The sequence below is a fragment of the Streptomyces sp. 3N207 genome (assembly GCF_052246355.1).
Lineage (GTDB): Bacteria > Actinomycetota > Actinomycetes > Streptomycetales > Streptomycetaceae > Streptomyces.
The window spans coordinates 393276-419520 of sequence record NZ_JBQQBV010000001.1 but is presented as its reverse complement, the minus strand read 5'-3'; the positions used below and the strand labels follow the sequence as shown (position 1 = coordinate 419520).

22 protein-coding genes are annotated in these 26245 nt (G+C 71.0%); 14 read left to right on the top strand and 8 right to left on the bottom strand.

Annotated features, from left to right (window positions below; translation table 11 throughout):
- Window positions 1–79: 79 nt before the first annotated feature.
- Both ACTWP9_RS01910 and ACTWP9_RS01905 read right to left on the bottom strand, forming a co-directional pair.
- On the bottom strand, window positions 80–706 hold the full coding sequence (locus ACTWP9_RS01910) for a hypothetical protein (RefSeq protein ID WP_443244153.1): 627 nt from the start codon (window positions 704–706) through the stop codon (window positions 80–82).
- Between the two features lie 256 nt (window positions 707–962).
- A complete protein-coding gene (locus tag ACTWP9_RS01905; RefSeq protein ID WP_443244152.1) occupies window positions 963–1772 on the bottom strand; it encodes a hypothetical protein in 810 nt (269 codons plus the stop codon).
- Between the two features lie 298 nt (window positions 1773–2070).
- Here ACTWP9_RS01905 and ACTWP9_RS01900 point away from each other — a divergent pair, with 298 nt between their 5' ends.
- The 4 genes from ACTWP9_RS01900 to ACTWP9_RS01885 all read left to right on the top strand — a co-directional run bounded on the left by ACTWP9_RS01900 (window position 2071) and on the right by ACTWP9_RS01885 (window position 6496).
- Window positions 2071–2925, top strand: coding sequence for a bifunctional methylenetetrahydrofolate dehydrogenase/methenyltetrahydrofolate cyclohydrolase (locus tag ACTWP9_RS01900; protein ID WP_443244151.1), 855 nt, complete (start codon window positions 2071–2073; stop codon window positions 2923–2925).
- A gap of 23 nt (window positions 2926–2948) precedes the next feature.
- On the top strand, window positions 2949–3467 hold the full coding sequence (locus tag ACTWP9_RS01895) for a DUF3017 domain-containing protein (RefSeq protein WP_443244150.1): 519 nt from the start codon (window positions 2949–2951) through the stop codon (window positions 3465–3467).
- 454 nt (window positions 3468–3921) lie between these two features.
- Window positions 3922–5385 (top strand): helix-turn-helix domain-containing protein, encoded by a 1464-nt coding sequence (locus ACTWP9_RS01890; protein WP_443244149.1) that lies wholly within the window; start codon window positions 3922–3924, stop codon window positions 5383–5385.
- A gap of 112 nt (window positions 5386–5497) precedes the next feature.
- Window positions 5498–6496, top strand: a complete 999-nt coding sequence (locus ACTWP9_RS01885) for a malate dehydrogenase (protein ID WP_443244148.1) — start codon at window positions 5498–5500, stop codon at window positions 6494–6496.
- Between the two features lie 278 nt (window positions 6497–6774).
- On the opposite strand, the gene ACTWP9_RS01880 is transcribed toward ACTWP9_RS01885, so the two are convergent.
- The gene (locus ACTWP9_RS01880) at window positions 6775–7191 is read right to left on the bottom strand and encodes a MarR family winged helix-turn-helix transcriptional regulator (RefSeq protein ID WP_443244378.1); all 417 of its coding nucleotides are present in this window, start codon (window positions 7189–7191) and stop codon (window positions 6775–6777) included.
- Window positions 7192–7432: 241 nt separating this feature from the next.
- On the opposite strand from ACTWP9_RS01880, the gene ACTWP9_RS01875 reads away from it, so the two are divergent.
- Window positions 7433–7825 (top strand): tautomerase family protein, encoded by a 393-nt coding sequence (locus ACTWP9_RS01875; protein WP_443244147.1) that lies wholly within the window; start codon window positions 7433–7435, stop codon window positions 7823–7825.
- Here ACTWP9_RS01875 and ACTWP9_RS01870 read toward each other — a convergent pair.
- Entirely contained in the window at window positions 7716–9023 is a 1308-nt protein-coding gene (locus tag ACTWP9_RS01870; protein WP_443244146.1) for an MFS transporter, read from the bottom strand. The two genes, ACTWP9_RS01875 and ACTWP9_RS01870, sit on opposite strands and share 110 nt — an antisense overlap.
- Before the next feature lie 611 nt (window positions 9024–9634).
- Here ACTWP9_RS01870 and ACTWP9_RS01865 point away from each other — a divergent pair.
- Both ACTWP9_RS01865 and ACTWP9_RS01860 read left to right on the top strand, forming a co-directional pair.
- Window positions 9635–10678, top strand: coding sequence for an ArsR/SmtB family transcription factor (locus ACTWP9_RS01865; RefSeq protein WP_443244145.1), 1044 nt, complete (start codon window positions 9635–9637; stop codon window positions 10676–10678).
- Between the two features lie 674 nt (window positions 10679–11352).
- Complete coding sequence (locus ACTWP9_RS01860; RefSeq protein ID WP_443244144.1) at window positions 11353–11817, top strand: nuclear transport factor 2 family protein; 465 nt, start codon at window positions 11353–11355, stop codon at window positions 11815–11817.
- On the opposite strand, the gene ACTWP9_RS01855 is transcribed toward ACTWP9_RS01860, so the two are convergent.
- The gene (locus ACTWP9_RS01855; protein WP_443244143.1) at window positions 11769–13175 is read right to left on the bottom strand and encodes an MFS transporter; all 1407 of its coding nucleotides are present in this window, start codon (window positions 13173–13175) and stop codon (window positions 11769–11771) included. The two genes, ACTWP9_RS01860 and ACTWP9_RS01855, sit on opposite strands and share 49 nt — an antisense overlap.
- Before the next feature lie 387 nt (window positions 13176–13562).
- Here ACTWP9_RS01855 and ACTWP9_RS01850 point away from each other — a divergent pair, with 387 nt between their 5' ends.
- The gene (locus ACTWP9_RS01850; RefSeq protein WP_443244142.1) at window positions 13563–14501 is read left to right on the top strand and encodes a LysR family transcriptional regulator; all 939 of its coding nucleotides are present in this window, start codon (window positions 13563–13565) and stop codon (window positions 14499–14501) included.
- Window positions 14502–14670: 169 nt separating this feature from the next.
- Here the strand turns inward: ACTWP9_RS01850 and ACTWP9_RS01845 are convergent, their stop codons facing one another.
- Entirely contained in the window at window positions 14671–15471 is an 801-nt protein-coding gene (locus tag ACTWP9_RS01845; RefSeq protein ID WP_443244141.1) for a hypothetical protein, read from the bottom strand.
- Between the two features lie 277 nt (window positions 15472–15748).
- Between ACTWP9_RS01845 and ACTWP9_RS01840 the strand changes: the two genes are divergently transcribed.
- From ACTWP9_RS01840 to ACTWP9_RS01820, 5 genes are all read left to right on the top strand, one after another.
- Window positions 15749–17251, top strand: a complete 1503-nt coding sequence (locus ACTWP9_RS01840; RefSeq protein ID WP_443244140.1) for an aldehyde dehydrogenase family protein — start codon at window positions 15749–15751, stop codon at window positions 17249–17251.
- A 119-nt stretch (window positions 17252–17370) separates the two neighbouring features.
- On the top strand, window positions 17371–18942 hold the full coding sequence (locus ACTWP9_RS01835) for a GMC family oxidoreductase (RefSeq protein ID WP_443244139.1): 1572 nt from the start codon (window positions 17371–17373) through the stop codon (window positions 18940–18942).
- A complete protein-coding gene (locus ACTWP9_RS01830) occupies window positions 18942–20078 on the top strand; it encodes a quaternary amine ABC transporter ATP-binding protein (RefSeq protein ID WP_443244138.1) in 1137 nt (378 codons plus the stop codon). The genes ACTWP9_RS01835 and ACTWP9_RS01830 overlap by 1 nt, the downstream gene beginning before the upstream one ends.
- A 73-nt stretch (window positions 20079–20151) precedes the next feature.
- Complete coding sequence (locus tag ACTWP9_RS01825; RefSeq protein WP_443244137.1) at window positions 20152–22191, top strand: ABC transporter permease; 2040 nt, start codon at window positions 20152–20154, stop codon at window positions 22189–22191.
- Between the two features lie 70 nt (window positions 22192–22261).
- On the top strand, window positions 22262–23224 hold the full coding sequence (locus tag ACTWP9_RS01820; RefSeq protein WP_443244136.1) for a glycine betaine ABC transporter substrate-binding protein: 963 nt from the start codon (window positions 22262–22264) through the stop codon (window positions 23222–23224).
- 184 nt (window positions 23225–23408) lie between these two features.
- On the opposite strand, the gene ACTWP9_RS01815 is transcribed toward ACTWP9_RS01820, so the two are convergent.
- Complete coding sequence (locus tag ACTWP9_RS01815; RefSeq protein WP_443244135.1) at window positions 23409–24182, bottom strand: isocitrate lyase/PEP mutase family protein; 774 nt, start codon at window positions 24180–24182, stop codon at window positions 23409–23411.
- A complete protein-coding gene (locus tag ACTWP9_RS01810; protein ID WP_443244134.1) occupies window positions 24179–24661 on the bottom strand; it encodes a carboxymuconolactone decarboxylase family protein in 483 nt (160 codons plus the stop codon). Before ACTWP9_RS01810 ends, ACTWP9_RS01815 begins: the two co-directional genes overlap by 4 nt.
- Window positions 24662–24707: 46 nt before the next feature.
- Between ACTWP9_RS01810 and pdxR the strand changes: the two genes are divergently transcribed.
- A complete protein-coding gene (gene pdxR / locus ACTWP9_RS01805) occupies window positions 24708–26231 on the top strand; it encodes a MocR-like pyridoxine biosynthesis transcription factor PdxR (RefSeq protein WP_443244133.1) in 1524 nt (507 codons plus the stop codon).
- Window positions 26232–26245 lie beyond the last annotated feature (14 nt).

Below are 26245 nucleotides of genomic sequence, written 5' to 3'. Positions count from 1 at the left end.
GCGTACGGGTCGGGCCCCTCTCCGCGGAGAGGGGCCCGACCCGTATGGCTTGGGGCACCCGTGTGCTTGGGGTCTGTGCTCAGTGCTGCGGCCGGTTGAACCACTGACCGGCGGCGCCCATCGAGCAGAAGACGATGGTCAGTACGGCGGTCGCCAGCCACAGCAGGCACATGAAGAGCGAACCGGCGGCGAAGTTGCCGTTGCCGAGTGCGGCGAACACGGCCAGCAGCGGAATCAGCGTGTTGAGCGAGCCGGCGATGATGGCGGTGACGCGGGTGCCGATGCGTCCCCTGCCGAACATGCAGGCGGGCACGATGTGCAGTGCTGCCAGGCCGCCGAAGATCAGGAGGCCCAGCAGCGCTCCGCCGAGCGCCGCGCCTCCCACCGAGTCCGCGACAGGCACGTCGTTGAGGGCGTCGTTGAACGCCGCACCGGCGAGGAGCATGGTGAAGGCGAACAGCGCCCACAGCACCCCTGCCACGAACAGCAGTACGCGCGCGGTGACGAGCACCCCGGGCATGCTGACAGCCGGCTGCATGGGGCCGCCGGGACCGCCCGGGTAGGCCGGCATCCCGCCCGGGTAGCCGCCGTAGCCGGGCTGTCCTGCGCCCTGCTGCGGGTAGCCGTACGGGCTCCCGGGGGCGCCCTGCTGGGGCGTGGAGTACGGGTTGTTCGGGTTCTGGCCGGGGGGCGGGGGGTAACTCATGGGCTGTTTCCTCCGACGGTGTTGAGGAGCGGACGGGGCCGAGTGACTCCGGAGAATCACGGCCTGCCCTCAGCAATGTCGCTTCCCCCGGTACGGCGCCGCACCGTCGGCCCTCCCTGCACTGCCCGACGCCGTTCCCCAATGGTGATGGTCCGACTGTCGGCCTGTCCAGCCAGGTTTCCCGGCTGTGGCGAACTCGCAATGCCAGGTCAGCGCCTGCTGTGCTCCCGTTCCGGCCCAGCGGTTGCGCACCCCTTCACACCAACTGGCCCTCCAGCACGGCGAGATGTTCCTCCTGTACGAGGTCGAACCGGAGCGCGAACCGCACCAGTGCTTCCCGCACCTTCTCCGGATCGTCCGGGGCGCGCAGCCGCAGCTTCACCCGCAAATAGTCGATGTTCCAGGCGACGGCAGCCGGGGTGGCATCGGGCCATACGGGGCGGAGCCTCTCCGTCAGCTCCGTGACGCCAGGGACCGGGGCCGCCGCCGCGTCGCCGGTGCGCAGACTCGCCTCGCACAGCGCTGTCAGGACGAGGAAGTAGTGACAGGTGTGGTCGAGGGGGTAGGGCCGCGGGAACGGGTCGAAGCTCCACTCCTCCGCCCCGCGCGCCCCGTCGGCGAGCGTCCCTTCGACGGCGGCCTCGTCCGTACCGCCCCCGTGGAGGAGCGCCCCACCGGCCGACGAGGCGCCCGGCGCGAGGTAGTCATGGCGCGGCGCCAGTACGTCGAAGCCGCAGCCGGGTCTGGACTCACCGGCGCACAGGCGTACACGGGCGAACTCGAAGGGGACCGGCGCGTCGGCCCGCCCGGGCGCGACCCTGATGTGCTCTCCCGCGCCCTCGGGATTCTCGACGATGTAGGTCTGGTCGCTGCTGAAGTTGGTCAGTATCCAGAAGGCACCGGTCGCCGTGATCTCTCCGGCCGCACATGCGACGGCGGGGTGGGAGATGGTCAGGCCGTTGCCTGCCGGTGCCGTGCGGCCGAAGCGCAGTGTGTGGCCCGGCTCCAGCCGGTACTGCTCCTCGGGTCCCCGGCACCCGTCCGGGACGATGATCACGCTGAACACGCCCGGCACGGTACTGACTCTCCGTGCCTGTGCACAACGGAGCGTAGGGGTAGCAGAGAGGCACATGAACCGACCTTTGCCGTCCCGTTGCCAAGGCGGCGCCACGCGGGTGACCCGGGCTCGCACAGCAGGCTGAGACGCTCGCACAGCAGCACCGCGCAGCACACTGCGCACCACACCGCGTGGCAGCGCCCGGGGCAGTGCCGCGCGGTAGCGCCCCGTAGCACCGAGGGCCGGCTGGGCGGACCTGAACGGACCTGAGTGGAGAGCAAGGGCCCCGATCCGCGAGGATGGGCGTATGACCGCCCAGATTCTCGATGGCAAGGCCACCGCAGCCGCGATCAAGTCCGACCTCACCGCGCGAGTCGAGGCGCTCAAGGCGAAGGGCGTCACGCCCGGCCTGGGCACACTGCTCGTCGGCGAGGACGTCGGCTCCCAGAAGTACGTCGCCGGCAAGCACCGCGACAGCCAGCAGATCGGTATCAACTCCATCCAACGGGAGCTGCCCGCCACGGCGACGCAGGAGGAGATCGAGGCGGTCGTCCGCGAGCTGAACGAGGACCCGGCCTGCACCGGCTACATCGTCCAGCTGCCGCTCCCTAAGGGCATCGACGTCAACCGGGTGCTGGAGCTGATGGACCCGTCCAAGGACGCCGACGGGCTCCACCCGACCAACCTGGGCCGCCTGGTCCTCAACAAGCCCGCACCGCTGCCGTGCACCCCGCAGGGCATGGTCGTACTGCTGCGCCGCTACGGCGTCGAACTGAACGGCGCACATGTGGCGGTGGTCGGACGCGGCGTGACCGCGGGCCGCCCGCTGCCGCTGCTGCTGACCCGGCGCAGCGAGAACGCGACGGTCACGCAGTGCCACACCGGCACCCGTGATCTGCCGGGAGTGCTGCGGCAGGCGGACATCGTCGTCGCGGCTGCCGGGGTGCCGCACCTGATCAAGCCGGAGGACGTACGTCCGGGTGCCGCAGTGCTGGACGTGGGCGTCAGCCGGGACGAGAACGGCAAGATCGTGGGCGATGTGCACCCGGGCGTGGCGGAGGTCGCGGGCTGGATCTCGCCCAACCCGGGCGGCGTCGGTCCGATGACCCGGGCGCAGCTGCTGGTGAACGTGGTGGAGGCAGCCGAGGCGGCGGCCCACTGAGCGCGGTCAGGGGGACTGCCGTCATGGACGAGGGTGACCGGACCGTCCCGGACAGCGGCGCCGGCAACCGGAACGGTGCCAAGGGCGGTGACGGAGACGGAGGCGGTGACGTGAAAGGGGACTCCGCGACGGCTGCGGAGGAGACGGCCCCGCCGCGCAAGGCGTCGCGGCGCTTCCCGGTTCTCACCCGGGACACCGCACGGCCCGAGGGCGGCGGACGCGCCATAGGAGGGCACCGCCCGGCCCCGTACCGGCAGTGGCCGCTGCTGGCCGTGTGTGCCGGGGTACTGCTGGGTCTGCTGGTGACGGTCGCCGAGTTCCGGGCCGGGACCATCATCGTCGGCCTGTCGCTGCTGGGTGGTGCCGTGCTGCGCTGGTGGAGGCCGTCGGTCGGCATGCTGGCGGTGCGCTCGCGCTTCACCGACATGATCACCTATGGCGTACTCGGCCTCGCCATCGTGCTGCTGGCCCTGATGGCCCAGCCCGACCCGAAGATCTCGATCCCGATCCTGGACGCCATTGTGCACTTTGCAGTTCGTTGACCTGCGCTTCTGCCTGCGCTGAGGTCCACTGTCGCGCCGTTGCCGCGCTGCTGACATTCTCCTGCTGCGCCGTTGCGACAGTGCTGCGAAAACTGACGGTGGCCCGCCCTTGCCGGGGCGGGCCGCCTTCGCTTTCCGGGGGTCAGTGTTTGCAGACAGGGCTGCAGTCGTCGAAGCCCCGGCGCTGGGTGGCCAGTTCCTTCCGCCTCAGGGGGACGGAATGGGGCGCACTGCACGAGCGAGGAGCCGGTGCGGATGCGCTGCGTTGCGGGCTCGGGGGAGGCGACGGCCGCATGGCTGCCATGTGACGAGCAGTTACATGGGGGACGTAACGGTTGGCGTCCGGACGGGCTGGCACACTAGGGGGCGTTTGCGCGGACGAGCACCCGGGGCCGTGGCGCGACACGGGGGAAGGAAAAAAGCTGAGAGCGCACTCGCGGACAAGGGGGAAGCAATGCCTCGTTGGAGGTCGCTACCGGAGGATCTGGACCCGCAGATCCGGGAGTTCGCGAGCCAGCTACGGCGGCTCGTCGACCGCAGCGGGCTGAGCGTCGCCACCATCGCCGACCGGACCGGATACAGCAAGTCGTCCTGGGAGCGCTATCTGAACGGCCGCCTGTTGCCGCCGCGCGGTGCGACCCAGGCGCTCGCCGAGGTGACCGGTACCGATGTGCGTCACCTCGGCACCATGTGGGAGCTGGCCGAACGGGCGTGGAGCCGTAGCGAGATGCGGCACGACACCACTCTGGAGGCCATTCAGATCGCCCAGGCGCGGGCCGCACTGAACGAGCCCGGGGAGGCCCGCGAGAAGGGGCGCAGACGACGCAGGAGCAAGAGCGCCCTGGATGGTGCCGCACCCGATGGGGGCACGCCCGTCGGCGGTGCGCTCGCTGATGGCCCCGCTGATGGTGCAACCGAGCCCGGCGCCGATTCCGGCGCACCCGATGCCCGTGTGCCCGATGCCGGCATCCCCGACGGTGGCGTGCCCCCACAGGGCGGCACATCGCACCAAGGCGCCCCGGAGAGCGGGGATGTGGGGACGGCCATCCTGCGTAAGGACGCCATCCGTGCGGCGGGCAAGGACGCCTCCCGTACGGCGGGCAACGACGCGGCGGGCAACGACGCCTCCCGTGCGGTGGGCAACAGCGCGAGCTTGCGCGAACGACGCCACCGGTCCGATTCCACCGACTGGGGAGCGTCCGCCCGTGCCACTACGGATGCCACTACGAACGGCACCGCCACCTCCGGCAACCCCGGTACAGCAGTCGGCCAAGGCGTGGCAAGTGCACCGGGCGCCCCCGGGCAGACCCCGGCTGCTCCACCTGCTCCGGGCAGCGGCGCAGCCCCGCATGGCGTCCCCGTACCGCCGCCCCCCGGAGGTTCCGACAGCGACCGTACGGCGAAGGCTCCAGGCGGCCGTCGCAAGGTCACCGTGCTGTTGGCGTCCCTCGTGGCCGTGCTGGTCGTCGCAGCAGGCGCTGTTCTCTTCTTCAACCTCAGTGGCGGCAACGACGATTCCGCCGGACCGGAGCCCAGCCCCAGCCGCAAGAGCTCACCACAGCTCCCCGCAGGGGTGAAGTGTTCGGGCAAGGGCTGTTCGGGCAAGGACCCGGAGGACATGGGCTGCGGCGGCAAGCACGCGGGCACCAACAGCTCCGCATGGGTCGGCACCAGCTTCGTCGAGGTCCGCTACAGCAAGGTCTGCAAGGCGTCCTGGGCCCGGATCACCAGGGCCAGGACGGGCGACGCGCTGCGCATCACCGGACCGGGCGGCCAGGCGGAGAGCGACAAGGTGCGGACGACGAACGACGCCTACACCGAAATGGTCTCCGTAGGGACGCAGAACGAGGCGCGTGCCTGCGCGACGCTGGCGGCGGGCGGCAAGGGCTGCACCGTTCCGGGGAAGAAGGCGCGGTGAGCGGACCCGGGGGTAGGGCGGGCACGGGGTCGGATAGCCTGACCGATGGGTCTCTTGACGTAGAGAGACTTCCGGCCACCCGCCAGCCACGTCAGGTACTACGGAGAACGCCATGACCCGCACTCCCGTCAGCCCCGTCAACGTCACCGTCACCGGCGCCGCAGGCCAGATCGGCTACGCGCTGCTGTTCCGTATCGCCTCCGGCCAGCTGCTGGGCGCCGACGTACCGGTCAGGCTCCGCCTGCTGGAGATCACCCCGGCACTGCAGGCCGCCGAGGGCACCGCCATGGAGCTGGACGACTGCGCCTTCCCGCTGCTCCAGGGCATCGACATCACCGACGACCCGAACGTCGCCTTCGACGGCACCAACGTGGCGCTGCTCGTCGGCGCCCGGCCCCGGACCAAGGGCATGGAGCGCGGCGACCTGCTGGAGGCCAACGGCGGCATCTTCAAGCCGCAGGGCAAGGCCATCAACGACCACGCGGCGGACGACATCAAGGTCCTCGTCGTCGGCAACCCGGCCAACACCAACGCCCTGATCGCCCAGTCGGCGGCGCCGGACGTACCGGCCGAGCGGTTCACCGCCATGACCCGCCTCGACCATAACCGCGCGCTCAGCCAGCTCGCGAAGAAGACCGGCTCCTCCGTCGCCGACATCAAGAAGCTGACGATCTGGGGCAACCACTCCGCCACGCAGTACCCGGACATCTTCCACGCGGAGATCGCCGGCAAGAACGCCGCGCAGCTCGTCGGCGACGAGAAGTGGCTGGCCGACGACTTCATCCCGACCGTCGCCAAGCGCGGTGCGGCCATCATCGAGGCGCGCGGCGCCTCCTCGGCCGCCTCCGCCGCGAACGCCGCCATCGACCACGTGCACACCTGGGTCAACGGCACCCCCGAGGGCGACTGGACCTCCATGGGCATTCCCTCGGACGGGTCCTACGGCGTGCCGGAGGGCATCATCTCCTCCTTCCCGGTGACCACGAAGGACGGCAAGTACGAGATCGTCCAGGGCCTGGAGATCAACGAGTTCTCCCGGACCCGCATCGACGCCTCCGTCAAGGAGCTGACCGACGAGCGTGACGCGGTCCGCGGTCTCGGCCTGGTCTGAGCCCGCCCCGCCCCGCCCCACAGCCACTCCGCCCCGAGGGCCCGTACGGATCCGGTGATCCGTACGGGCCCTCGGCTTTCCGGTGCTGTTGGTGTTTTCGGATTGCCGGTGCCGGTGCCGGTGCCGGTGCCGGTGCCGGTGCCGGTGCCGGTGCCGGTGCCGGTGGTGCGTGGTGCCTGTGGTGTCTGTGGTGCTCCGGATGCTCGGGGTGCTCCGGGAGCTGCGCCGTGGGTCGGCGGGGGCCGGCGTGGTCCGGCAGGGAGCCGGCGTCGGGTGCGTCAGTCCTCGTCGCCGCCGTCCTCCTCGGCCATCGCGTCCTCGTATGCGCGCAGGGTGGCGACGATCAGGGCGCGCTCCGCGGGGGAGAGCTCGGTCAGCACCTGGCGCCAGGCGCCGGCGCCGCGGGCCAGCCAGCGCGAGATGGTGGGGCGGTGCGCCTCGGTGATGCTCACGATGCGGCGGCGCCGGTCGTTCTCGTCCTCCTGCCGCTCCAGCACGCCCTTCCGGCTCAGCTCGCCCACCAGCAGGCTGACCGTGGTGGGGGCGACCTCCAGCCGGGTGGCCAGATCGTTGACGGTCATCGGGCCGTCGAAGAGGAGGTACGAGAGCAGGGACAGATGGCGCGGAGCCAGCGCGAGGGCTTGCAGTTCCTCGGGTACGGGGATGCGTTTGACCCGGCCGACGATGCGCGGCATGAGCAGCAGGAGTGCGCGTATGGCGTCGTCCTCGGCCAGCTCCCCCTGCTGACTCCTGGCTCCCTGCAGTTCCTTTGTCCCCAAGTGCCCCTTCTCTTTCTCCCGTCTCTCTCTGTGACCGTCCATTGACATGGCGGCGGGCCTCCCCTTAGCTTTGTTGTCAAAGATGCTTTGTAGTCAAAGGTGAATCTATCGCGATAGTAGCGATCCGGCTGTTCACCTTGCCGATCGGGGAGTCGCCATGCCGCACTTCGAGGTGCAGATTCACGAGGAAGCCCTGGGTGGGGAGGAATCCGCCGTAAGCGGACAGCTCGTCAAGGAGCTGACGGAGGCGGCGCTGACGGTGTATCCCGAGTCGTTCCGGGAGCTGGTCGGCGTCGAGATCTTCGGCGTCCCGCGCGGGAGATGGGGCGTGGGCGGCAAGGTGACGGACGAGCTGTCGCCGATCGTCACCTTGCGCTCCCGAGAAGGGCTCTTCCACCACCCTGACCTCGTGGAAGCGCCCACCCGGCTGATATCCGCAATCACCGATGCCGTCGTCGCTGTGCTCGGAGAGAGCGTGCAGGAACGCGTGACGGTGCGGTTGGTGGGGATTCCGGCTGGGCGCTCGGGCGTGGGCGGCGAGCTGGCCTGAGCAGGCGGCCCCGGCGCTTCTCGGAGTTGAGGCCCGGTCGCTCCCCACGGTGGAGGCCAGGGGCGAGGCTGAGAGTCACCAACAGGGAGAGCCCGGCGATCACGGTCATGGCAGTGGCGGGGGAGGTGCGTTCCGCGACGGCGCCCGCGAGCGCGGCGCCCACACCCTGCATGGCCAGCATCCCGGACGCGTGCAGTCCCAGCGCATGACCGCTCAGCTCCTCCGGCGTCAGCTCCATCAACCGCTCCTGGAGCAGCAGGCTGGCGCCGAAACCGATGGAAGCCAGCGCCACCAGCCCCGCCGCCGAGGACAGCGAAGGGTGCAGTACGAAGAGGAGATAGGGGGAGGCCAGCAGCACAAGCATCGGCACGGCCAGCCGTTTCCGCCGGTGAGGGGGCACAAAGCGGCCGACGGTGGTGTCCCCGGCCAGCATGCCCACCGCTGCGCACGCGAAGAGGAGCCCGGCCTCCCGTGGGGCGAACGGCACGAAGAGGGACTCGCAACCGACCACCAGACCGTTGGGCACCCACAGCCCCAGGTAGACGAAGCGACGAGAAGGGGACGACCACAGCAGGGAGTTGGTCCGCCAGGTCTGGGCCACGGAGGGTCGGCCCGTGGCGCGGGGCGGGCGCTGCCCCAGACCGAGCCGGGCAACGCCGGCACCCGTCAAATACAGCGCGGCACCGGCCAGCAGCGTGCCGCGCGGGGAGAGAACAGCGACAAGCACACCGCCGAGCGCGTAGCCGCAGATCTGCATGACGCCGTTGGACATGTTGAGCACCGAGCGACCGAGGAGGTAGCCGTCTTTGGAGAGGATCTCGTTGAGGAGCCCATAGCGCACTCCACCTCCCAACGAGGCCAGCACACCGAGAACCAGCAGTACGGAGAACGACGCCGCGACGGGCAGCCCTGGCACGGCCTGGACAGCGGTACCGAACGCGAATCCCAGGGGCAGCGCAGTCATCGCGGCACGCGGCCGCAGCCGGTCGGCGGCCGACAGCAGCGTCGTCGCTCCGATGAGCTGCGCCAGCGAGGGACCGAACATGGCGAGGGAGGACAGCAGCGGGGATCCGGTGGCGGCATAGATGAGCGTGCCCAGCGCCAGGCCGCTCACCGTGTGCCCCGCCACCTGGAAGGTGCTGGCAAGGAAGAGAGGGGTGAACTCGGGCGCCCGGAAGAGCTCGCGGTAGGTGCGCATGGCCGGGAGTCTCGGACGGATCGGAACAGCCGGTTACTGTTTCGCGGAAGAGCGAAACGTCCGCCGCTGAAGTTGGGGCCCGGGCGTTGGGCGTTGGGTTGGCGGTTGGCGGTTGGCGGTTGCGGTTCGCGGTTCGCGGATGGCGGGATGCCGGATGGGTGGGCCGTGGCAGGGGCGAGCCGGGGAGTGGGCGGCGTTGGCTGACGGCGAGTTCGCTGCGAGACCGCTCGATGTCCGGGCGTCAGTCAGCGGCGGGTCAAGGGCGACGGTCAGTGGGCTGACGGGTCAGCTGCAGGCCGACGGTGAGCAGCGGGCTGGCAGGCCGCCGACGGGATGGCGAGTCGCCGACGGGCTGGCGGGTCGTCGGCGCGTCAGAGGCCGGCGGGTCGGGGCGTCAGACGCCAGCGGGTCGGGGCGACAGGTGAGCGGTGGGGGATCGATCGCCGGTGGGTCGGCGGCGGGCCAACGGCGGGTCGGCGGTGGGCTAACAGGTCACCGGCGGGCAGGCGGCGGGGCGACCGGTCGGCGGCGGGCCGGCGCCGGGCGAACAGGTTTCGGCGGCGGGGTGAGCGGTCGCCGACAGGGAGACGGATCGACGGGGGGAGTGAGCCGTGGGGTGGTGGCAGGTCAACGCCGACACGTTGGCGGGTAGCCGGTTCGTGGTGTCGCCGCTCGCGGAGGCGATAGCGAGCCTCAAGGTGCTGGAGCGGGGGAGCCCCGCACACCCCGGCGAGCGCGCTTGGCTCGACGCGCATCAGCCCGCCTACCGTGCCCGCCAGGCGGCCGACCCGGTCACCGAAAAACTGATACGCGCTGCGCTCGGTCCCACCTGGAACGCCGACTTCCTCACCCCGACACCGGACCCCGACTCAGGCGCCCCCGCGGGGGAGACCTTCGAGCAGGAAGTCGCGCGGGTGCGGGAGACACCTCCGCACGCGGCGCGTGCCGACCTGCTGGTGTCGTTGGGGAGCAAGGGACCGCTGCCCGCGCTGCTGCGCCGTGACGACTTGCCGCAGCGTACGGCGGACACCCTGGAGTGGGTGTGGCGGGAGACGGTGCTGCCGTACTGGCCGCGGCGGCGCCGGATCATCGAGGCCGATGTGGTGGCGCGTACCGCACAGTTGAGCCGGGGCGGCTGGGCCGAGGCGCTCGACGACATGCGGCCCGGCATGCGCTGGCTCGGCGGGAGCCGACTCCAGATCAATTCCCGGGACTATCCGCCGCGCGAACTGGCGGGCGCACGGTTGATGTTCGTGCCAGTGACGCCGCGTACGGGATGGGTGTCCTGGGAGGCGGCCCCGGACTGCCCCCAGGACGGGCCCGCACGTACACCTGGATCTCCCGCCGGGCGGGCCGGGCCGCGCTATGCCGTGGTGTATCCGTGCTCCGGGGCACTCGCCGACGCCGAAGGGGCGCCTGTACCCGAGGCGTTGGGGGCCCTGCTCGGACATGCGCGGGCGACGGTTCTGGTGCTGCTCGACTCCCCGAAGAGCACCAGCCAACTCGTCGCGCTGACCGGGCAGGGACTGGGCTCGGTGGGCCGCCATCTGCGGGTGCTGCGTGACGCGCGGCTGATCCAACGGCGACGGGCAGGACGCTCGGTGCTCTACTACCGCACCGCGGCGGGCGACTGCCTCCTCCAGGCCCAATCCTGAGCACACCGAACACCGATTCCAACAGCCGCACCACCCGCGCCTCCGCCTGGGAACGACCTTCCGCCTGTCCATGGCCCGGGACCTTCCCATGGCCCAGCACCTTCCCATGGCCCGGGACCTGCCCGCAGTCCCACCACTGTGCCCCGTCCGGGCCTGTCCTGCCCCGTCCGGGCCTGTCCTGCCCTGCCCGGGCCTGTCCTGCCCTGCCCGGGCCGGCCTTCCCTGCCCGGGCCGGCCTTCCCTGCCCGGGCCGGCCTTCCCTGCCCGGGCCGGCCTTCCCTGCCCGGGCCGGCCTTCCCTGCCCGGGCCGGCCGACCCCGCCCGGGCCGACCCCGCCCAGGCCGACCCCGCCCGGGCCGACCCCGCTCGGGCCTGTCCCGCTTGAGCCCGTCCCGTCCCCGGCCTGTCCCGCGTCGTCTGTGTCCGCACCCTGTCCTGCCCGCTCCGACTCTCCCCGGTCGGCTCTGCCCCTGCCTTGGCCACTCCGGCCCCCTGCTCGGACGATCCCCGACTCCCCCAGGATCCCGGGCACTTACCCCGCTGGTGATCGACCTGCCCCAGGCATGGGGGATGCCCGGGGATGGCTGGTGAGACGGCCGGGCGGCCGAGACGGCCGAAATGGCTAAGACGGCTGGGACGGCCGAGACGGCTGGGACCTTGAGAGGGAGAGGATTGTGACTCGTAGGGAGGTTGAGGGAAGCCATTCAGGCCCTGTGCCCGCATCCGCTTCTGGGGCAACGCGGGCTGGGGTGGAGGAGTTTCTGGGGCGGGTGGGAAAAGGGGATGCCGAGCGGATTGCGGAGCTGTTCGCCGAGGAGGTCGACTGGATGATTGCTGCCAACCCGACGGCGCTCTGGATGCGGCCCCGTTCGACGCGGGCGGACGTGGCCGCGCACTTCCGGGAGCTGTCTGTGGGCGTGGAGCCGATGGCGGGCAGCGGGCGGGCGGTGGAGGCGCTCGTCGTCGAGGGGAACGAGGCGATGCTCACCGGCAACATCGCGGGCCGGGTACGGGCGACGGGTAAGGAGCTCACCTCACCATTCGCCATGCGGCTCACGGTGGAGAACGGCGAGGTGACGCGCTACCACCTCTACGAGGACAGCTTGGCCGTGGCGGCTGCCTGCGCCCCGGAGGACTGAGCGCGCGGCTCGGAGACGTCGGCCTCACCGCCGTTCCGCCGGGGGCCGGGGCGCAGCCACAGCACCGTCACCGCGCCGAGTACGGCGAGGACGCCTGCCGCGACGCGGAATCCGGCGGCCGTTCCGTCGGTGAAACCGCCGGTGTGGGAGGCCATCACGGTGCCCATCGCGGCGACGCCGAGGGCGCTGCCGAACTCCCGGGCCGCACCGTTGAGTCCGGAGCCCAGGCCCGCGCGGTCGGCGGGCAGTGAGCTGAGGACGGTCATGGAGAGCGGCGGCATCGACAGCCCCATGCCGACGGCCATCACCATCAGGACGGCGGCGTAGGGGAGGTAGGGCGTCTCGGCGTCGATCAGGGAGAGCGCGCCCAGCCCGGCCGTGAGGCAGACCAGTCCGGTGGCCACCATCGAGCGGGGGCCGAACCGGTGCACGAGCCGGGGGCTGAGGCGGGAGAAGACCAGCATCCCGATGGCGAGGGGCCCGATGGCGAGCCCGGCGACGGCGGGGGAGTAGCCCTTGGCGTACTGCAGGTACTGGGCGTTGACGAAGAACAGGGCGAAGAGCCCGAAGAAGGTGGCCGTCACCCCCAGTACTCCTGCCCGCAGCGGCCGGGACCGGAAGAGCCGCGGGTCCACCAGCGGGCGTGCCGCACGCAGCCCGTGTCCGACGAAGGCGCCCAGCAGGAGGGCGGCCAGCGCGAAGGAGACCAGCACCAGCGGCGAACCCCAGCCGTGGCCGGGGCCCTCGATGAGGGCGGTGAGCAGCGCGAACGAGCCGAGCACCAGCAGCGCAGTGCCCACGGGGTCGGCCGGGCCCGCGGGGGCTCCGGCGGTACGCGGGGTCATCCGTGCAGTCAGCGCCAGCAGGAGCAGCGTCGCGGGGGCCGAGGCCCAGAACAGCCCCTGCCAGGGCAGATATTGGAGTATGAGACCGCCGCCGAGGTTCCCCAGCATCCCCGCGGCCCCGGTCGCGCCGGTCCAGACGGCGACGGCGTGGGCCCGGCGCTCGGGCGGTGCGGAGCGTACGGCGATCGACAGCGTCGCGGGCATCACCAGCGCAGCGCCCGCACCGGAGAGCGCCCGGGCGGCGATGAGGACCGCCACGTTCGGGGCGAGCGCCGCCAGCAGGCAGCCGGTGGCGAAGACGGCGAGACCGGCCAGCAGGGCGCCCTTGGGACCGCGCCGGTCGCCCAGCGCCCCCGCGGGGATGAGGAGTCCGGCGAAGACGAGGACGTAGGAGTCGACGATCCACAGCAGTTGTGCCGGGGTGGGATGCAGGCTGCCGGCGCTGAGTTTGGGCAACGCAAGGTTGACGGCGGCCACCAGCGCGACGGCGAGCATGACGCACGCCGATGTCACACCGAGCACGGTGCCGTGGCGCGGGGCCCGGGCGGAATGAGCGACAGAGGATGCGGACAGGGCGTTTTCAGGCATGGGTGTACCCCGAGAAGGCGTAGGAGAAGGAGAGTTGGGCTCTGCGGCTGCGGCTGCGGCTGCGGCTGTGGGGGCGGGGCCGGCTGCGGGTGCGGGCGCACGCACCCGGTCTGCGGGTCGCTTCCGCGTCGTCGGTGCCGCATCCCGGCGTCCGGGCGTCCCGGCATCCGGCATCGGCATCCAGGCTTCCGGGCGTCCCGGAATCCCGCCACCCCGGAGTCCCGCCATCCCGGCGTCCCGCAGCCACCAGTACGGTAGGCAGCTCACCCGGATTACTTCAATTGCAACCTTCGCAAGGGAAAGTTGCCCTGCATGCAATCCACCTCGTCGTTGGACCTCAACCTGCTCGTAGCGCTCGACGCCCTGCTCACCGAGGGCAGCGTCACCGGTGCCGCGCAGCGGTTGCATCTGTCCGCGCCCGCCATGAGCCGGACCCTGACCCGGATCCGGCGCGCGCTGGACGATCCGGTGCTGGTGCGCGCCGGGCGGCACATGGTGCCGACGCCCCGCGCGCTGGAGCTGGCCGGGGAGGTGCGGGAGATCGTGGAGCGTGCCGAGGCCGTCTTCACCCCGGGAGCGGGCGCGGACGGGACCTTCGAACCGGGCGCGCTGGAGCGTACGTTCACGCTGCTCGCCGACGACGCGCTGCTGACCGGTATCGGGATGCAGCTGCTGGAGCGGGTACGTACGGAGGCGCCGGGCGTCTCATTGCGGCTGATCCCGGAGGGGCCCGGGGAGTCCACGGCGCTGCGGGAGGGCAGCGCCGATCTGGAGCTGGGCGTGGTGAGCGCGCCGGCGCCGGAGACGCGGGTCGAGCAGCTCTTCACCGACACCAACGTCGGCGTCGTCCGCCAGGGGCACCCGCTGCTGGAGGGGGAGATCACCCTGGAACGGTTCGCGGCGGCCGACCATGTGACGGGCTCGCGCCGTGGCAGGCTGCACGGTCCGATCGACGAGTTGCTCGCCGCGCACGGGCTGCGCCGCCGGGTGGTGGCCTCCGTACCGACGCTGACCAGCACGCTGCTGATGGTGGCGCAGACCGATCTGGTGGGCCGTACCGGGCTGCGGCTGGGTGCGGGCCATGTGGCGCGGCTGGGGCTGGCCACCTTCGCGATTCCGCTGGACCTGCCGTCCCTCCCCATCGCCCAGGCGTGGCACCCCCGTTACGAGAAGGACCCGGCGCACTGCTGGCTGCGCCGCTGCGTACGGGAGATCGCGCGGGACCTCGGCCCCGCGCGATCCACCCCCTGAGACCGCCGGCGCGGATCGCGCGCCCTGACGCCGCCCCCGCGATCCGCGCCCTGACGCCGCCCGCACGATCCGCGCCCTCAGCTCACCGACACACCTACCGTCCCGCTCGCCGGCGCCCTCACCGACGCGCTCACCGTCGTACTCGCCGTCGCCCTCACCGACGCGTCGGCTACACCGACTCCGACGGCGGTTCCTCCCGCTGGGAGCCCCCGAAGTGGCGGCGGAGCTGGTCGACGGTGATGGTGCGGTCCTTGGGCGGGGTGGCCCGGGGGACGGGGCGGTCGAAGCGGCCGAGGTTGATCTCGTCGTGGTTGCGGCCCGCCTTGCGCTCCAGGCGCAGCGGATACGGCTTGCCCTCGGTGGAGACGTGCATGGTGACGCGGGCCTTCTTCTGGGCGCGGGTGACGGGGATGGAGCGGTGGCCCTGCACGCTCCCCTCGTCGCCCCGTTTCCAGCGCGGTCCTGGTGTGTCGCGCACCCCGGAGGCGGCGCGGAAGGCGTCCAGGTCGCAGGCGGTGGCCAGGCCCTTGCCGCCGAGGTCGTCGTTCTCGGCGCTGCCCTTGATGTAGCGGCCCTTGAACTTCTCGGCAGCCGCAGCGCCCTGCTCGGGGCCGAGCTGCGCCTTCCAGAAGGCGGCGTTTGGCTTGATCCAGATGGTGTCGCCGTGCTTGACCAGCTGTACGGAACCTTTGCCGGGAACCCCTACTTTTCCGGAACAGTTCGCCTTTTCATCGAGGGCGAGATCGAGCCGGAGGTCGGGCGCCTTCATTCTGACCCGCACCGAGTGCGCGGAATTCAGCTCGGCGGACGCTTTTGCCGCTATTTCCTCTCCCGACAACTCTTCGATATCCGGCCCGTCACGCTGGGTGGCCGTGGGGGTGGCATGAGCCGGGGCCAGGAGTCCGCCGGAAGAGGCCGTCGCGGCAGCGCATACGGCTACGACCAGTGAGACTCGGTGCTGCTTTCGCATGGGACGGCTCCGATCCGCCGTGGGGGAGGCAGCGGTTACGCGGAGGCGCACCGAACTGCCAAATACGGACAAAGACCTACTTACCGTACGTTCCACCGAGGGGTGGCGCACTTCGGCCAGTGATGAAGCCCACTTGCCATCAGTTTTTGGACATGAGACCGGGAGATCGGGGCAGGGTTCCCGACTGCCATCTGCCCAAGGCTGTGGCAAAAGCCCCCAACGGGGCACCGGGCTCCACCCGGGGAAAGCAGTAAGAAAACGGAAGGCAGTACCGAAGGTGTCCGTTCTGGAGAGCATTCATAGTGACGGCGTGTGGCGAACGGCCGCAGCCGGCGGTACGCGGGAGGTGCTGGACCCCGCGGACGCCACCACGCTCGCCGTCGTCGCCGAGGGCGACACAGCGGACACCGACGCGGCCGTCGCCGCGGCCCGCCGCGCATTCGACGAGGGCCCCTGGCCGCACACCCCCACCGCCGAGCGGGCCGCGCTGCTGCGGCGCGTCGCCGACCTCCTCCAGCGCGACCGCGAGGAGATCGCACTGATCGAGTCCCGCGACACCGGCAAGACCCTCGAAGAGGGCCGGGTTGACGTGGACGACGTCACAGGCGCGTTCCGCTACTTCGCCGACCTGGTGATGAACGAGTCCGGCGGCCGGGTCGTGGACGCGGGCAGCGCGGATGTGCACAGCGTCGTCGTGCACGAGCCGGTCGGTGTCTGCGCCATGATCACGCCCTGGAACTATCCCCTTCTCCAGGCGAGCTGGAAGGTTGCCCCGGCACTGGCCGCGGGCAACACTTTTGTGATCAAGCCCAGCGAGGTCACCCCGCTGTCCACCGTGCACCTGGTGAAGCTGCTGGTGGAGGCCGGGCTTCCGGCGGGGGTGGCCAACCTCGTCACCGGCGCCGGGCTCCCGGTGGGTGCCCGGCTGTCCGAGCACCCCGACGTGGATCTGATCTCCTTCACCGGCGGGCTGGCCAGCGGCACCAAGGTGGCGCAAGCCGCGGCGCCCTCCGTCAAGAAGGTCGCGCTGGAGCTCGGCGGCAAGAACCCCAACGTGGTCTTCGCCGACGCCTGCGCCACCGAAGAGGGCTTCGACACCGCCGTCGACCAGGCCCTGAACGCCGCGTTCATCCACAGCGGCCAGGTCTGCTCCGCCGGAGCCCGGCTGATCATCGAGGAGTCCGTCAAGGACCGCTTCGTGACGGAGCTCGCCTCCCGCGCCCAGCGCATCAGGCTCGGCCGCGGCACCGAGGAGGGCGTCGAGTGCGGCCCGCTCGTCTCCCGGCAGCAGCTGGAGAAGACCGAAGCCTATGTCGCCTCCGCGCTGGAGGAGGGCGCCGAGCTGCGGTGCGGCGGAGAGCGCCCGAAGCCGTCCGAGGTGCGGCCCGAGGGCGGCTACTTCTACTCACCGACGGTGCTGGACAACTGTCACCGTGCGATGCGGGTGGTCCGCGAGGAAACCTTTGGCCCAATCGTGACGGTAGAGGGCTTCAGCACCGAGGACGAAGCTGTAACGCTTGCCAACGACACCGAGTACGGCCTGGCGGGCGCCGTCTTCTCCGGCGACACCGCCCGTGCGCGCAGGGTTGCCGCACGACTGCGCCACGGCACGGTGTGGATCAACGACTTCCACCCGTACCTGCCGCAGGCCGAGTGGGGAGGCTTCGGCAAGTCCGGCGTCGGCCGGGAACTGGGCCCCCACGGTCTGGCCGAATACCGCGAGACCAAGCACGTGTACGAAAACCTGCGCCCCGCCCCGGTCCGTTGGTTCGCCGGCTGAGGTCACCGCACCCCCACACCCGAACAGAGCGCGACGGCGGCTCGCCCTCACGGGCCGCCGGGGCGCACCCGTACCAACCGCAAGTCCCCTCCCGGATGTCCCCAAGGAGCAGTACCTCTATGTCCCGCTATGACTACGTGATCGTCGGAGGTGGGACGGCCGGCTCGGTGATCGCCTCACGGCTCGCCGAGGACCCGGACGTCACCGTCGCCCTCATCGAAGGCGGCCCCTCGGACATCGACCGGCCCGAGGTGCTCACCCTCCGTAAGTGGCTGGGCCTGCTGGGTGGTGAGCTCGACTACGAGTACACGACCACCGAGCAGCCCCGCGGGAACTCGCACATCCTGCACAGCCGCGCCAAGGTGCTCGGCGGCTGCTCGTCGCACAACACCCTGATCTCCTTCAAGCCGCTGCCCTCCGACTGGGACGAGTGGGAGGCAGCCGGTGCCACCGGCTGGGGCGCCGAGGAGATGGAGCCGTACTTCGGCAAGCTGCGCAACAACATCGTGCGCGTGGCCAAGAAGGACCAGAACGCCATCGCACAGGACTGGATCGACGCCGCCAAGGAAGCCCTCGACCTCCCCGAGGTGGTCGGCTTCAACGACCGGCCCTTCGAGGAGGGCGTCGGCTTCTTCGACCTCTCCTACCACCCGGAGAACAACAAGCGCTCCTCTGCCTCCGTCGCCTATCTGCACCCGCACATCGAGGCCGGCGACCGCCCCAACCTGCACATCCTGCTGGAGACGTGGGCGTACAGGCTGGAAATCGGCGGCGAGGACGGCAGGACCGTCACCGGCGTCCACGTACGCACCAAGGTCGGCGAGGAGCAGCTGCTGACCGCCGGCCGGGAGGTGCTGGTGTGCGCGGGTGCCGTGGATACGCCGCGGCTGCTGCTGCACTCGGGCATCGGCAAGCGGGAGGACCTGGAGGCGCTGGGCATCCCCGTCGTGCACGATCTGCCGGGCGTCGGCGAGAACCTCATCGACCACCCGGAGTCGGTGATCGTGTGGGAGACGAACGGACCGATCCCGGACAACTCCGCGATGGACTCCGACGCGGGCCTGTTCGTCAAGCGGGACCCGGACCACAAGGGCCCCGACCTGATGTTCCACTTCTACCAGATCCCCTTCACCGACAACCCCGAGCGACTGGGCTACGAGCGCCCCGAGCACGGCGTGTCGATGACCCCCAACATCCCCAAGTCCCGCAGCCGCGGCCGGGTCTATCTGACCTCCGCCGATCCCGAGGTCAAGCCCGCGCTCGACTTCAGGTACTTCGAGGACGAGGGGGATTACGACGGCCGGACCCTGGTGGACGGCATCAAGCTCGCCCGCAAGGTCGCCCAGGCCGAACCGTTCGCCAAGTGGCTAAAGCGGGAGGTCTTCCCCGGGCCCGAGGTGACGGACGACGCGGAGATCAGCGAGCTGGTGCGCAAGGCCGCGCACACCGTCTACCACCCGGCGGGCACCTGCCGGATGGGCGCCGAGGACGACGCGCTCGCCGTCGTCGACCCACGGCTGCGCGTGCGCGGCCTGTCGGGCATCCGCATCGCGGACGCCTCCGTCTTCCCGACCATGCCCGCCGTCAACCCGATGATCGGTGTCCTGATGCTCGGCGAGAAGGCGGTCGATCTCATCCGACCCACTGTGACCGACCAACGAGCGACTACGGCACCGGGAGGTGTTGCGTGATGTCCGAGACCGCTGAAGCCACAGCCACCACCGAGACCGAGAACGCGAACGTGCAGGACGGCGGGTCGGGTCCCGTCTTCTCCGTACGCAACCTGTGGAAGGTCTTCGGGCCCAAGGCGGACCGGGTACCGGGCGACGCGTCGGTCACCGAGCTCTCGCAGAGCGAGCTGCGCGAGCGGACGGGCTGCACCGCCGCCGTCCGCGATGTCTCCTTCGACGTGCACAAGGGCGAGGTCTTCGTCGTCATGGGCCTGTCCGGCTCCGGCAAGTCCACCCTGGTGCGCTGTCTGACCCGGCTGATCGAACCCACCGCGGGCACGCTGGAGTTCAACGGCGAGGACGTCATCTCCATGGGCAAGGAGGCGCTGCGCCAGCTGCGCAGGCACCGTGCCTCCATGGTGTTCCAGAACTTCGGACTGCTGCCGCACCGCTCCGTGCTGGACAACGTCGCCTACGGCCTGGAGATCCAGGGCCTCGCCAAGGCCGTACGCCGCGAACGCGCCGCCGAGATGGTCGCCAAGGTCGGCCTCGAGGGCCTGGAGGAGCGCCGCCCGGGACAGCTCTCCGGTGGCCAGCAGCAGCGCGTCGGCCTGGCCCGCGCGCTCGCCGTCGACCCGGAAGTGATGCTGTTCGACGAGCCGTTCAGCGCCCTGGACCCGCTGATCCGCCGCGACATGCAGGAGGAGGTCATCCGGCTGCACCACGAGGAGGGCCGGACGATGATCTTCATCACCCACGACCTGTCCGAGGCACTGCGCCTGGGCGACCGCATCGCGCTGATGCGCGACGGCGAGATCGTCCAGCTGGGCACCCCGGAGGAGATCGTCGCCAACCCGGCCGACGACTACGTACGGGACTTCGTCCGCGATGTCCCCCGCGAGCAGGTCATCTCGGTGCGCCGCGCGATGCGCCCGGCGGACGCCGCCGAGGCGAAGACCGGCACCGAGGTCGCCCCCGACACGCTCGTCTCGGAAGCGATCGCGACCGTCGCGCGCAGCGGCGAACACTGCCGCGTCGTCGAGAACGGCCGGATGCTCGGCATCGTCGACCACGCGAGCCTGCTGACCGTCGTGGCCGGTCTCGACAAGGACGCCACGGACGAAGGCGGCAAGGGACGGGAGGTGGCCGCGGTATGAGCACCACACACTGCGGTACGAGCACCGCACATCACGGCGCCGCGGAGGCGGCCCATACCGGCGGGGGGCTGATATGAGTTCCCCGACCCTCACCAAGGACGCGGCCGACAAGTCCGCGCCCCCGGCCGGCGGACCGTCCGAGCCGCGGCCGACGCCGGGCCCGCCCTCGGCGCTCGCCCGCTTCCTGGCGAACCCGAAGGCCCTCGCGCTGCTCGTCGCGGCACTGGTGGTCGTCGTCAGCTCGCTGGTCACCGGCTCGGGCGCCTGGCCGCACGCGCTGACCGCCGACGTGAAGTCGCCGCTGAACGACCTGGACAACTGGCTGGTCGACAACCGCGACACGCACTGGATCTTCCTGTACTTCCTGCTGCACATCAGCAACTTCGCGCAGGCCGCCTATGACATGTTGCTGAGCCTGCTGGAGTCGATGAGCTACGTCGGCGTCATCGTCGTCGGCACCCTGACCGCCTGGGCCGCGGGCGGGGCCGATCTGTCCCGGCGTGCGCTGCGCACCGGCGGCACGGCACTCGCGGTCTTCGTGGTGTGCGGCGTGCTGGACGTGTGGGAACCGACGATGGAGACGCTGGCGCTGATGATCGTCGCGGTCGTCTTCTCCGCGCTCCTCGGCGCCCTGCTGGGCCTGGCCTCCGGGCTCTCGGACCGCTTCGAGAAGGTCCTGCGGCCCGTCTTCGACACCATGCAGGTCATGCCGGCCTTCGCATACCTGCTGCCGCTTGTGCTGATGTTCGACATCGGCGTCCCGTCGGCGCTCATCGCGACGGTGATCTACGCGGCGCCGCCGATGGCCCGGCTCACCTCGCTCGGTCTGCGCCAGGCCGATCCGACCGCGCTGGAGGCGGCCACCTCGCTGGGCGCCGACGCCCGGCAGCGGCTGCTGACCGCCCGGCTGCCGCTGGCCCGTAAACAGATGATGCTGGGCCTCAACCAGACGATCATGATGTGTCTGTCCATGGTCGTCCTGGCCTCGCTCATCGGCTCCGGCGGCCTGGGGTCCGAGGTCTACGAGGCGCTCGGCGCGCTGAAGATCGGTGACGCGCTGGTCGCGGGCATCGCGGTCGTCCTGCTGGCCGTGCTGCTGGACCGGACGACGGCCGCGGCCGGCGAGCGGCTCGACGACGTCGTCAAGACGGGCATCTCCCGCGCGACGGCACAGCTGCGGCTGCTCCTCTGGGGCCTGATCGCCGCGCTGACCGCCGTGTTCGCGTTCGTCGGCACGGCGATCGCCGGAGACGAGTGGCCCGAGGGCTGGGTCGTCGACTTCTCCAACTCCGTCGATACGGCCGTCGACTGGTTCACCGACCATCTGGGCTCCGGCATCCCCGTCCTCGGCGGCACCATCACCTGGGCCGAGGGCTTCACCGAGTACGTCCTCAACCCGCTGCGTGACGGTCTGCTGGCCACCCCCTGGTGGGCGCTGGCGCTGCTCGTCGCCGTCGTCGGATGGATCGTCGGCACCTGGCGCGCCGCGCTGACCGGTGTGATCTGCCTGGGGCTGGTCGGCTGGATGCGGCTGTGGGACGTCGCCATGGACACGCTCTCGCAGGTGCTCGCGGGCCTCGTGCTGACGATCGTCGTCGGCGTGCTGGTCGGCGTGCTGTGCGCCCGCGTGGAACGGGTGGACAGGATGCTGCGGCCGGTGCTGGACACCATGCAGACCATGCCGCAGTTCGTGTACCTGATCCCCGTGATCGCGCTGGTCGGCCAGAACCGTACGGGCGGCATCCTCGCCGCGGTCATCTACGCGGCTCCGGCGGTCATCCGCATCACCGCGCAGGGGCTGCGCCACGTCGACCCGGCCGCGATGGAGGCGTCGACCTCTCTCGGGGCCACCGGCAAGCAGCAGTTGTTCGGTGTGCAGCTGCCGCTGGCGCGGAAGTCCATCCTGGTCGCGCTCAACCAGGGTGTTGTGCTGGTTCTCTCGATGGTCGTCATCGCCGGGCTCATCGGCGGCGGCGCGCTCGGCTACATGGTTGTGCAGGGTCTGTCGAAGGGCGACCTTTCGCAGGGCTTCCCGGCCGGTATCGCCATCGTCTGCCTCGGCATCATGCTCGACCGCCTGTCCCAGCCGGCCGTGAAGCGCGTCCGCGACTGAGGCTCCCCCCGAGGAAAAACCCCCGCCCGACGGGTCCCCCCACCCCGTCCCTCACGAAAGAGAAATTCGCATGAGAATCAAGCGTGCAAGCACTATCGGCGTCGCCGGCGTCGGAATTCTGGGCGTCCTCGCCCTCACGACCGGCTGCGCCGCCGACACCAAGGCGAGCGGCGGCGGCGACGACAAGGTCGTTCTGGCCGAGCCGTCGTGGGTCGGCGCCACCGCCAACGCGGCTGTTGTCAAGAAGCTTCTCGAGGACGAGCTCGACGTGAAGGTCGAGGCCAAGCAGATGGACGAGCCCGTCGCCTTCGACGCGCTCAACAGCGGCAAGGCCGACGCCATTCTTGAGGACTGGCACGGCGTTCCGAAGAAGCAGAAGCTGTACGTCGACAAGAAGAAGACCGTGGTCTCCGGCGGCGACCTGGGCGTGGTCGGCCACATCGGCTGGTTCGTGCCGAAGTACTGGGCCGACAAGCACCCGGACGCCGTCAAGGATTTCAAGAAGCTCAACAAGTACTACAAGGACTTCAAGACCTCCGAGAGCGGCGACCTGGGGCACTTCATCGGTGCCGCGCCGTCGTACTCGCAGCATGACAAGGAACTCATCAAGAACTTCGGCATGAAGTTCAAGCACATCCCGTCCGGCGCGGAGGCGGCTCAGCTCAAGGAGCTGAAGCGGCTGTACGACGCCAAGAAGCCGTTCCTCACCTACTGGTGGGAGCCGCAGTGGATGAACGAGAAGATCGACATGGTCGAGGTGAAGCTGCCCAAGCACACCCCGGGTTGCGAGGAGCCCGCTTCCAAGGCGAAGTGCGGCTATGAGACCAACCAGCTCGAGAAGTTCATGAACGCGGACTTCGCGAAGGGCAACAGCAAGGCCGCGCAGTTCATCAAGAAGTTCCACTGGTCCACCAAGGACCAGAACGAGGTCGCCGGAATGATCGCCGGGCAGAAGATGGACCCGGAGGACGCCGCCGCCAAGTGGATCAAGGAGAACAAGTCCAAGTGGGAGAAGTGGATCCCCAAGAAGTAAGGCTGCGCCTTCCTTCCTGAGAAAGCCACCACCCCCACCGCCCGCCCCCGCGACACCGCCGTCGCGGGGGCGCGGGCATGCGCCCCGAAGGGGCGCGGGGCTGTGTTGATGTGCGGCTCCGCCGCGTGGGCGCGCTCAGCCCCAACACACTCGCAGTCCGCGGACGACAGGCAGGGGCACCCCCTTACCGGAACCCGGCACGCAGCTGAGCCGCCATCTCGCGTACGCCCTCGTATGCGCGGGCCGCGAGCCCACCGCCGAAGGTGACCCGCGCGCAGCCGGCCGCCGCCAGCTCGGCGACGGAGGGCCCGCCGGAAGTGCGGGCCGGCCCATCGAGGGGCAACTTCAACTCGCGGGCCAACCCATTGACCGGCACCGACAACTCGCGGGCCAGCACGGTGAGGTCATCAAGGGGCGCGCCGATGGGATACACCCCGTCCGCACCGGCCTCGACGTACTCGCGGCCCCGAGCCAGCGCCTCCTCCAACGGCTTTTCGGCGCCCCGGAGATAGACGTCCACCCGGGCGTTCACAAAGGGACCGGGCCCCAGTGCCTCGCGTACGGACGCCAGGAACGCGGCCTGTTCCCCGGTGGCGACCAGCTCGTCGGCGACCGAGTCCTCCAGGTTGCAGCCGACGGCTCCCGCGTCCCGCAGCCGCTCGGCGATCTCCCGCGGCGGCAGCCCGTACCCCCGCTCGATGTCGGCGCTCACCGGCACCTCGACCGCGCGGACGATCCGGGCGACGGCGGCGAACATCTCCTCCGCGGGGCACTCCCCGTCGGCGTATCCGAGCGACGCCGAGACGCCCGCGCTCGGCGTCGCCAGCGCGGTGAACCCCGCCTCGGCGAAGATCCGGGCGCCCGCCGCGTCCCAGGCGCCGGGCAGCACGAGCGCCTCGCCCGGCTCCCGGTCGCGGTGCAGTTCCCGGAGCCGGGCGGCGGGATCGGTACCGCTCATCGAGAGCCGTCCTGCGCGGCGCCGTCCAGCAGGCTCTGCGGGAGGCCGCGCACCGTCACGTTGAACCTGTTCCAGGCGTTGATGGCCACGATCTGGCCGATCAGCGCTGCGAGTTCGCTCGCGTCGAAGTGCTTGGCGGCCCGCTCGTACACCTCGTCGGGCACGAAGCCGTCCGTCAGCTCGGTGACGGCCTCCGTCAGTGCGAGCGCGGCCCGCTCCCGCTCGGTGAACAGGTCGCCGGCCTCCTCCCAGGCCGGGAGCAGGTCCAGCCGCAGCTGCGATTCGCCGTTCTTGCGGGCGTCGGCGAAGTGCATGTCCAGGCAGTAGGCGCAGCGGTTGATCTGCGAGGCGCGGATCTTGACCAGCTCGCCGACGACCGGGTCGAGCCCTGCCGCCGAGGCGGCCTGCTGGAAGGCGTACATGCCCTTCATCAGTGCGGGTGCGGTCTTCCAGATGTCCATACGCGGTGTCGTCGTCATGCCCCCGAGCCTATGCGGGAGTGGGCCACGCGTATGGTCCACTTTCATGGCAGATTCATGGGCCAATTCCGGTCCGCCAGGGCACCGCCAGGAGCGCCGCACCGGCAGTGACCTCCACCTCGACCTCCCGCCGTCCGCAGGTCCCGGCGCGCCCCGTCCCCGCGCCGCCCTCCTCGCCGCGCTGCGCGACGCCATCCGCACCGGCCGCCTCGCCCCGGGCACCCGCCTCCCCTCGTCCCGTACCCTCGCCGCCGACCTGGGCCTGGCCCGCAACACGGTGGCCGGGGCCTACGCCGAACTCGTCGCGGAAGGGTGGCTGTCGGCGCGGCAGGGCTCCGGCACCCGGGTGGCGGACCGCGCCGAACCGGCGCCCCCGGGCCGCCCGCGCTCCCCGTCACCGGCCGGCGCCGTGCGGCCGTCCCGGGTGTCGTTCAGCCGCGGCCCGCGCTGGCAGCAGCGCCCCACCCACGATCTGCGCACCGGCACGCCCGATGTCTCGGCGTTCCCCCGCTCGGCGTGGCTGACCTCGGCCCGGCGCGCACTCACCGCAGCCCCCGCGCACGCCTTCTCGCACGGTGATCTGCTGGGCGCCGTCCAACTGCGGCAGGCGCTGGCCGGCTATCTGGCCCGGGCGCGCGGCGTGCGCGCGGACCCCGACCGCATCGTGGTCTGCGCCGGGTTCGCACAGGGCGTCGCGCTGCTGGCGCGTGCGGTGCCGGGGGACATCGCCGTCGAGGAGTACGGTCTGCCCTTCCACCGCGAGCTGCTGGAGCCGGTGGCCCGCACCCGCCCCCTCCCGGTGGATACGCGGGGCGCCCGTACGCAACTTCTCGACAGCGACCCGCACTTCGCTGACGTACGCGCGGTGCTGCTCACCCCCGCACACCAGTACCCGCTCGGCACCCCGCTGCACCCCGACCGCCGCGCAGCCGTGGTCGACTGGGCGGGCCGGACCGGCGGTCTGGTCCTGGAGGACGACTACGACGGCGAGTTCCGTTACGACAGAAACCCGGTGGGAGCCCTCCAGGGACTCGACCCCGAGCGCGTCGTCTACCTCGGCACCGCCAGCAAAGCCCTCGCCCCCGCACTGCGGCTGGCATGGATGGTGCTTCCCGATCACCTGGTGGAGCCGGTCCTCGCCGCGAAGACGCCCGCCGAGTGGACGACCGGCACCCTCGACCAGCTCACCCTCGCGGACTTCCTGGAGTGCGGCGCCTACGACCGGCACGTACGGGCCATGCGGCACCGCTACCGTACGCGCCGCGACCGCCTGGTCGAACGGCTTGCTGCCCGCGTCCCCGCCGCGCGCGCCACCGGCATCGCCGCCGGCCTGCACGCCGTCCTCCGCCTTCCACCCGGCGTCACGGAAGCCACCGCCCTCCGTGCCCTGCACCACACCGGCGTCGCCCTCGACCCCCTCTCCGCCTTCCACCACCCGTCGGCCCCCCATGACCCGCCGCCGGACCCGTCCCTGGTCGTCGGCTACGGCACCCCCGCCGAACACGCCTACGCGGCAGCACTGGACGCGTTGTGCGGGGCGCTGGCGCGCTGCGGTTCGGGCGGCTCTTGACGATTCGGCCCGGT

Excerpts from the sequence above, each read along its gene's own strand:
- pdxR (WP_443244133.1), top strand. The coding sequence starts at position 24,708 with ATGGCAGATTCATGGGCCAATTCCGGTCCGCCAGGGCACCGCCAGGAG.
- ACTWP9_RS01885 (WP_443244148.1), top strand. The coding sequence starts at position 5,498 with ATGACCCGCACTCCCGTCAGCCCCGTCAACGTCACCGTCACCGGCGCC.
- ACTWP9_RS01900 (WP_443244151.1), top strand. The coding sequence starts at position 2,071 with ATGACCGCCCAGATTCTCGATGGCAAGGCCACCGCAGCCGCGATCAAG.
- ACTWP9_RS01910 (WP_443244153.1), bottom strand. The coding sequence starts at position 706 with ATGAGTTACCCCCCGCCCCCCGGCCAGAACCCGAACAACCCGTACTCC.
- ACTWP9_RS01820 (WP_443244136.1), top strand. The coding sequence starts at position 22,262 with ATGAGAATCAAGCGTGCAAGCACTATCGGCGTCGCCGGCGTCGGAATT.
- ACTWP9_RS01830 (WP_443244138.1), top strand. The coding sequence starts at position 18,942 with ATGTCCGAGACCGCTGAAGCCACAGCCACCACCGAGACCGAGAACGCG.
- ACTWP9_RS01870 (WP_443244146.1), bottom strand. The coding sequence starts at position 9,023 with ATGCGCACCTACCGCGAGCTCTTCCGGGCGCCCGAGTTCACCCCTCTC.
- ACTWP9_RS01845 (WP_443244141.1), bottom strand. The coding sequence starts at position 15,471 with ATGCGAAAGCAGCACCGAGTCTCACTGGTCGTAGCCGTATGCGCTGCC.
- ACTWP9_RS01810 (WP_443244134.1), bottom strand. The coding sequence starts at position 24,661 with ATGACGACGACACCGCGTATGGACATCTGGAAGACCGCACCCGCACTG.
- ACTWP9_RS01850 (WP_443244142.1), top strand. The coding sequence starts at position 13,563 with ATGCAATCCACCTCGTCGTTGGACCTCAACCTGCTCGTAGCGCTCGAC.
- ACTWP9_RS01880 (WP_443244378.1), bottom strand. The coding sequence starts at position 7,191 with ATGCCGCGCATCGTCGGCCGGGTCAAACGCATCCCCGTACCCGAGGAA.
- ACTWP9_RS01895 (WP_443244150.1), top strand. The coding sequence starts at position 2,949 with ATGGACGAGGGTGACCGGACCGTCCCGGACAGCGGCGCCGGCAACCGG.
- ACTWP9_RS01825 (WP_443244137.1), top strand. The coding sequence starts at position 20,152 with ATGAGTTCCCCGACCCTCACCAAGGACGCGGCCGACAAGTCCGCGCCC.
- ACTWP9_RS01835 (WP_443244139.1), top strand. The coding sequence starts at position 17,371 with ATGTCCCGCTATGACTACGTGATCGTCGGAGGTGGGACGGCCGGCTCG.
- ACTWP9_RS01815 (WP_443244135.1), bottom strand. The coding sequence starts at position 24,182 with ATGAGCGGTACCGATCCCGCCGCCCGGCTCCGGGAACTGCACCGCGAC.
- ACTWP9_RS01890 (WP_443244149.1), top strand. The coding sequence starts at position 3,922 with ATGCCTCGTTGGAGGTCGCTACCGGAGGATCTGGACCCGCAGATCCGG.
- ACTWP9_RS01875 (WP_443244147.1), top strand. The coding sequence starts at position 7,433 with ATGCCGCACTTCGAGGTGCAGATTCACGAGGAAGCCCTGGGTGGGGAG.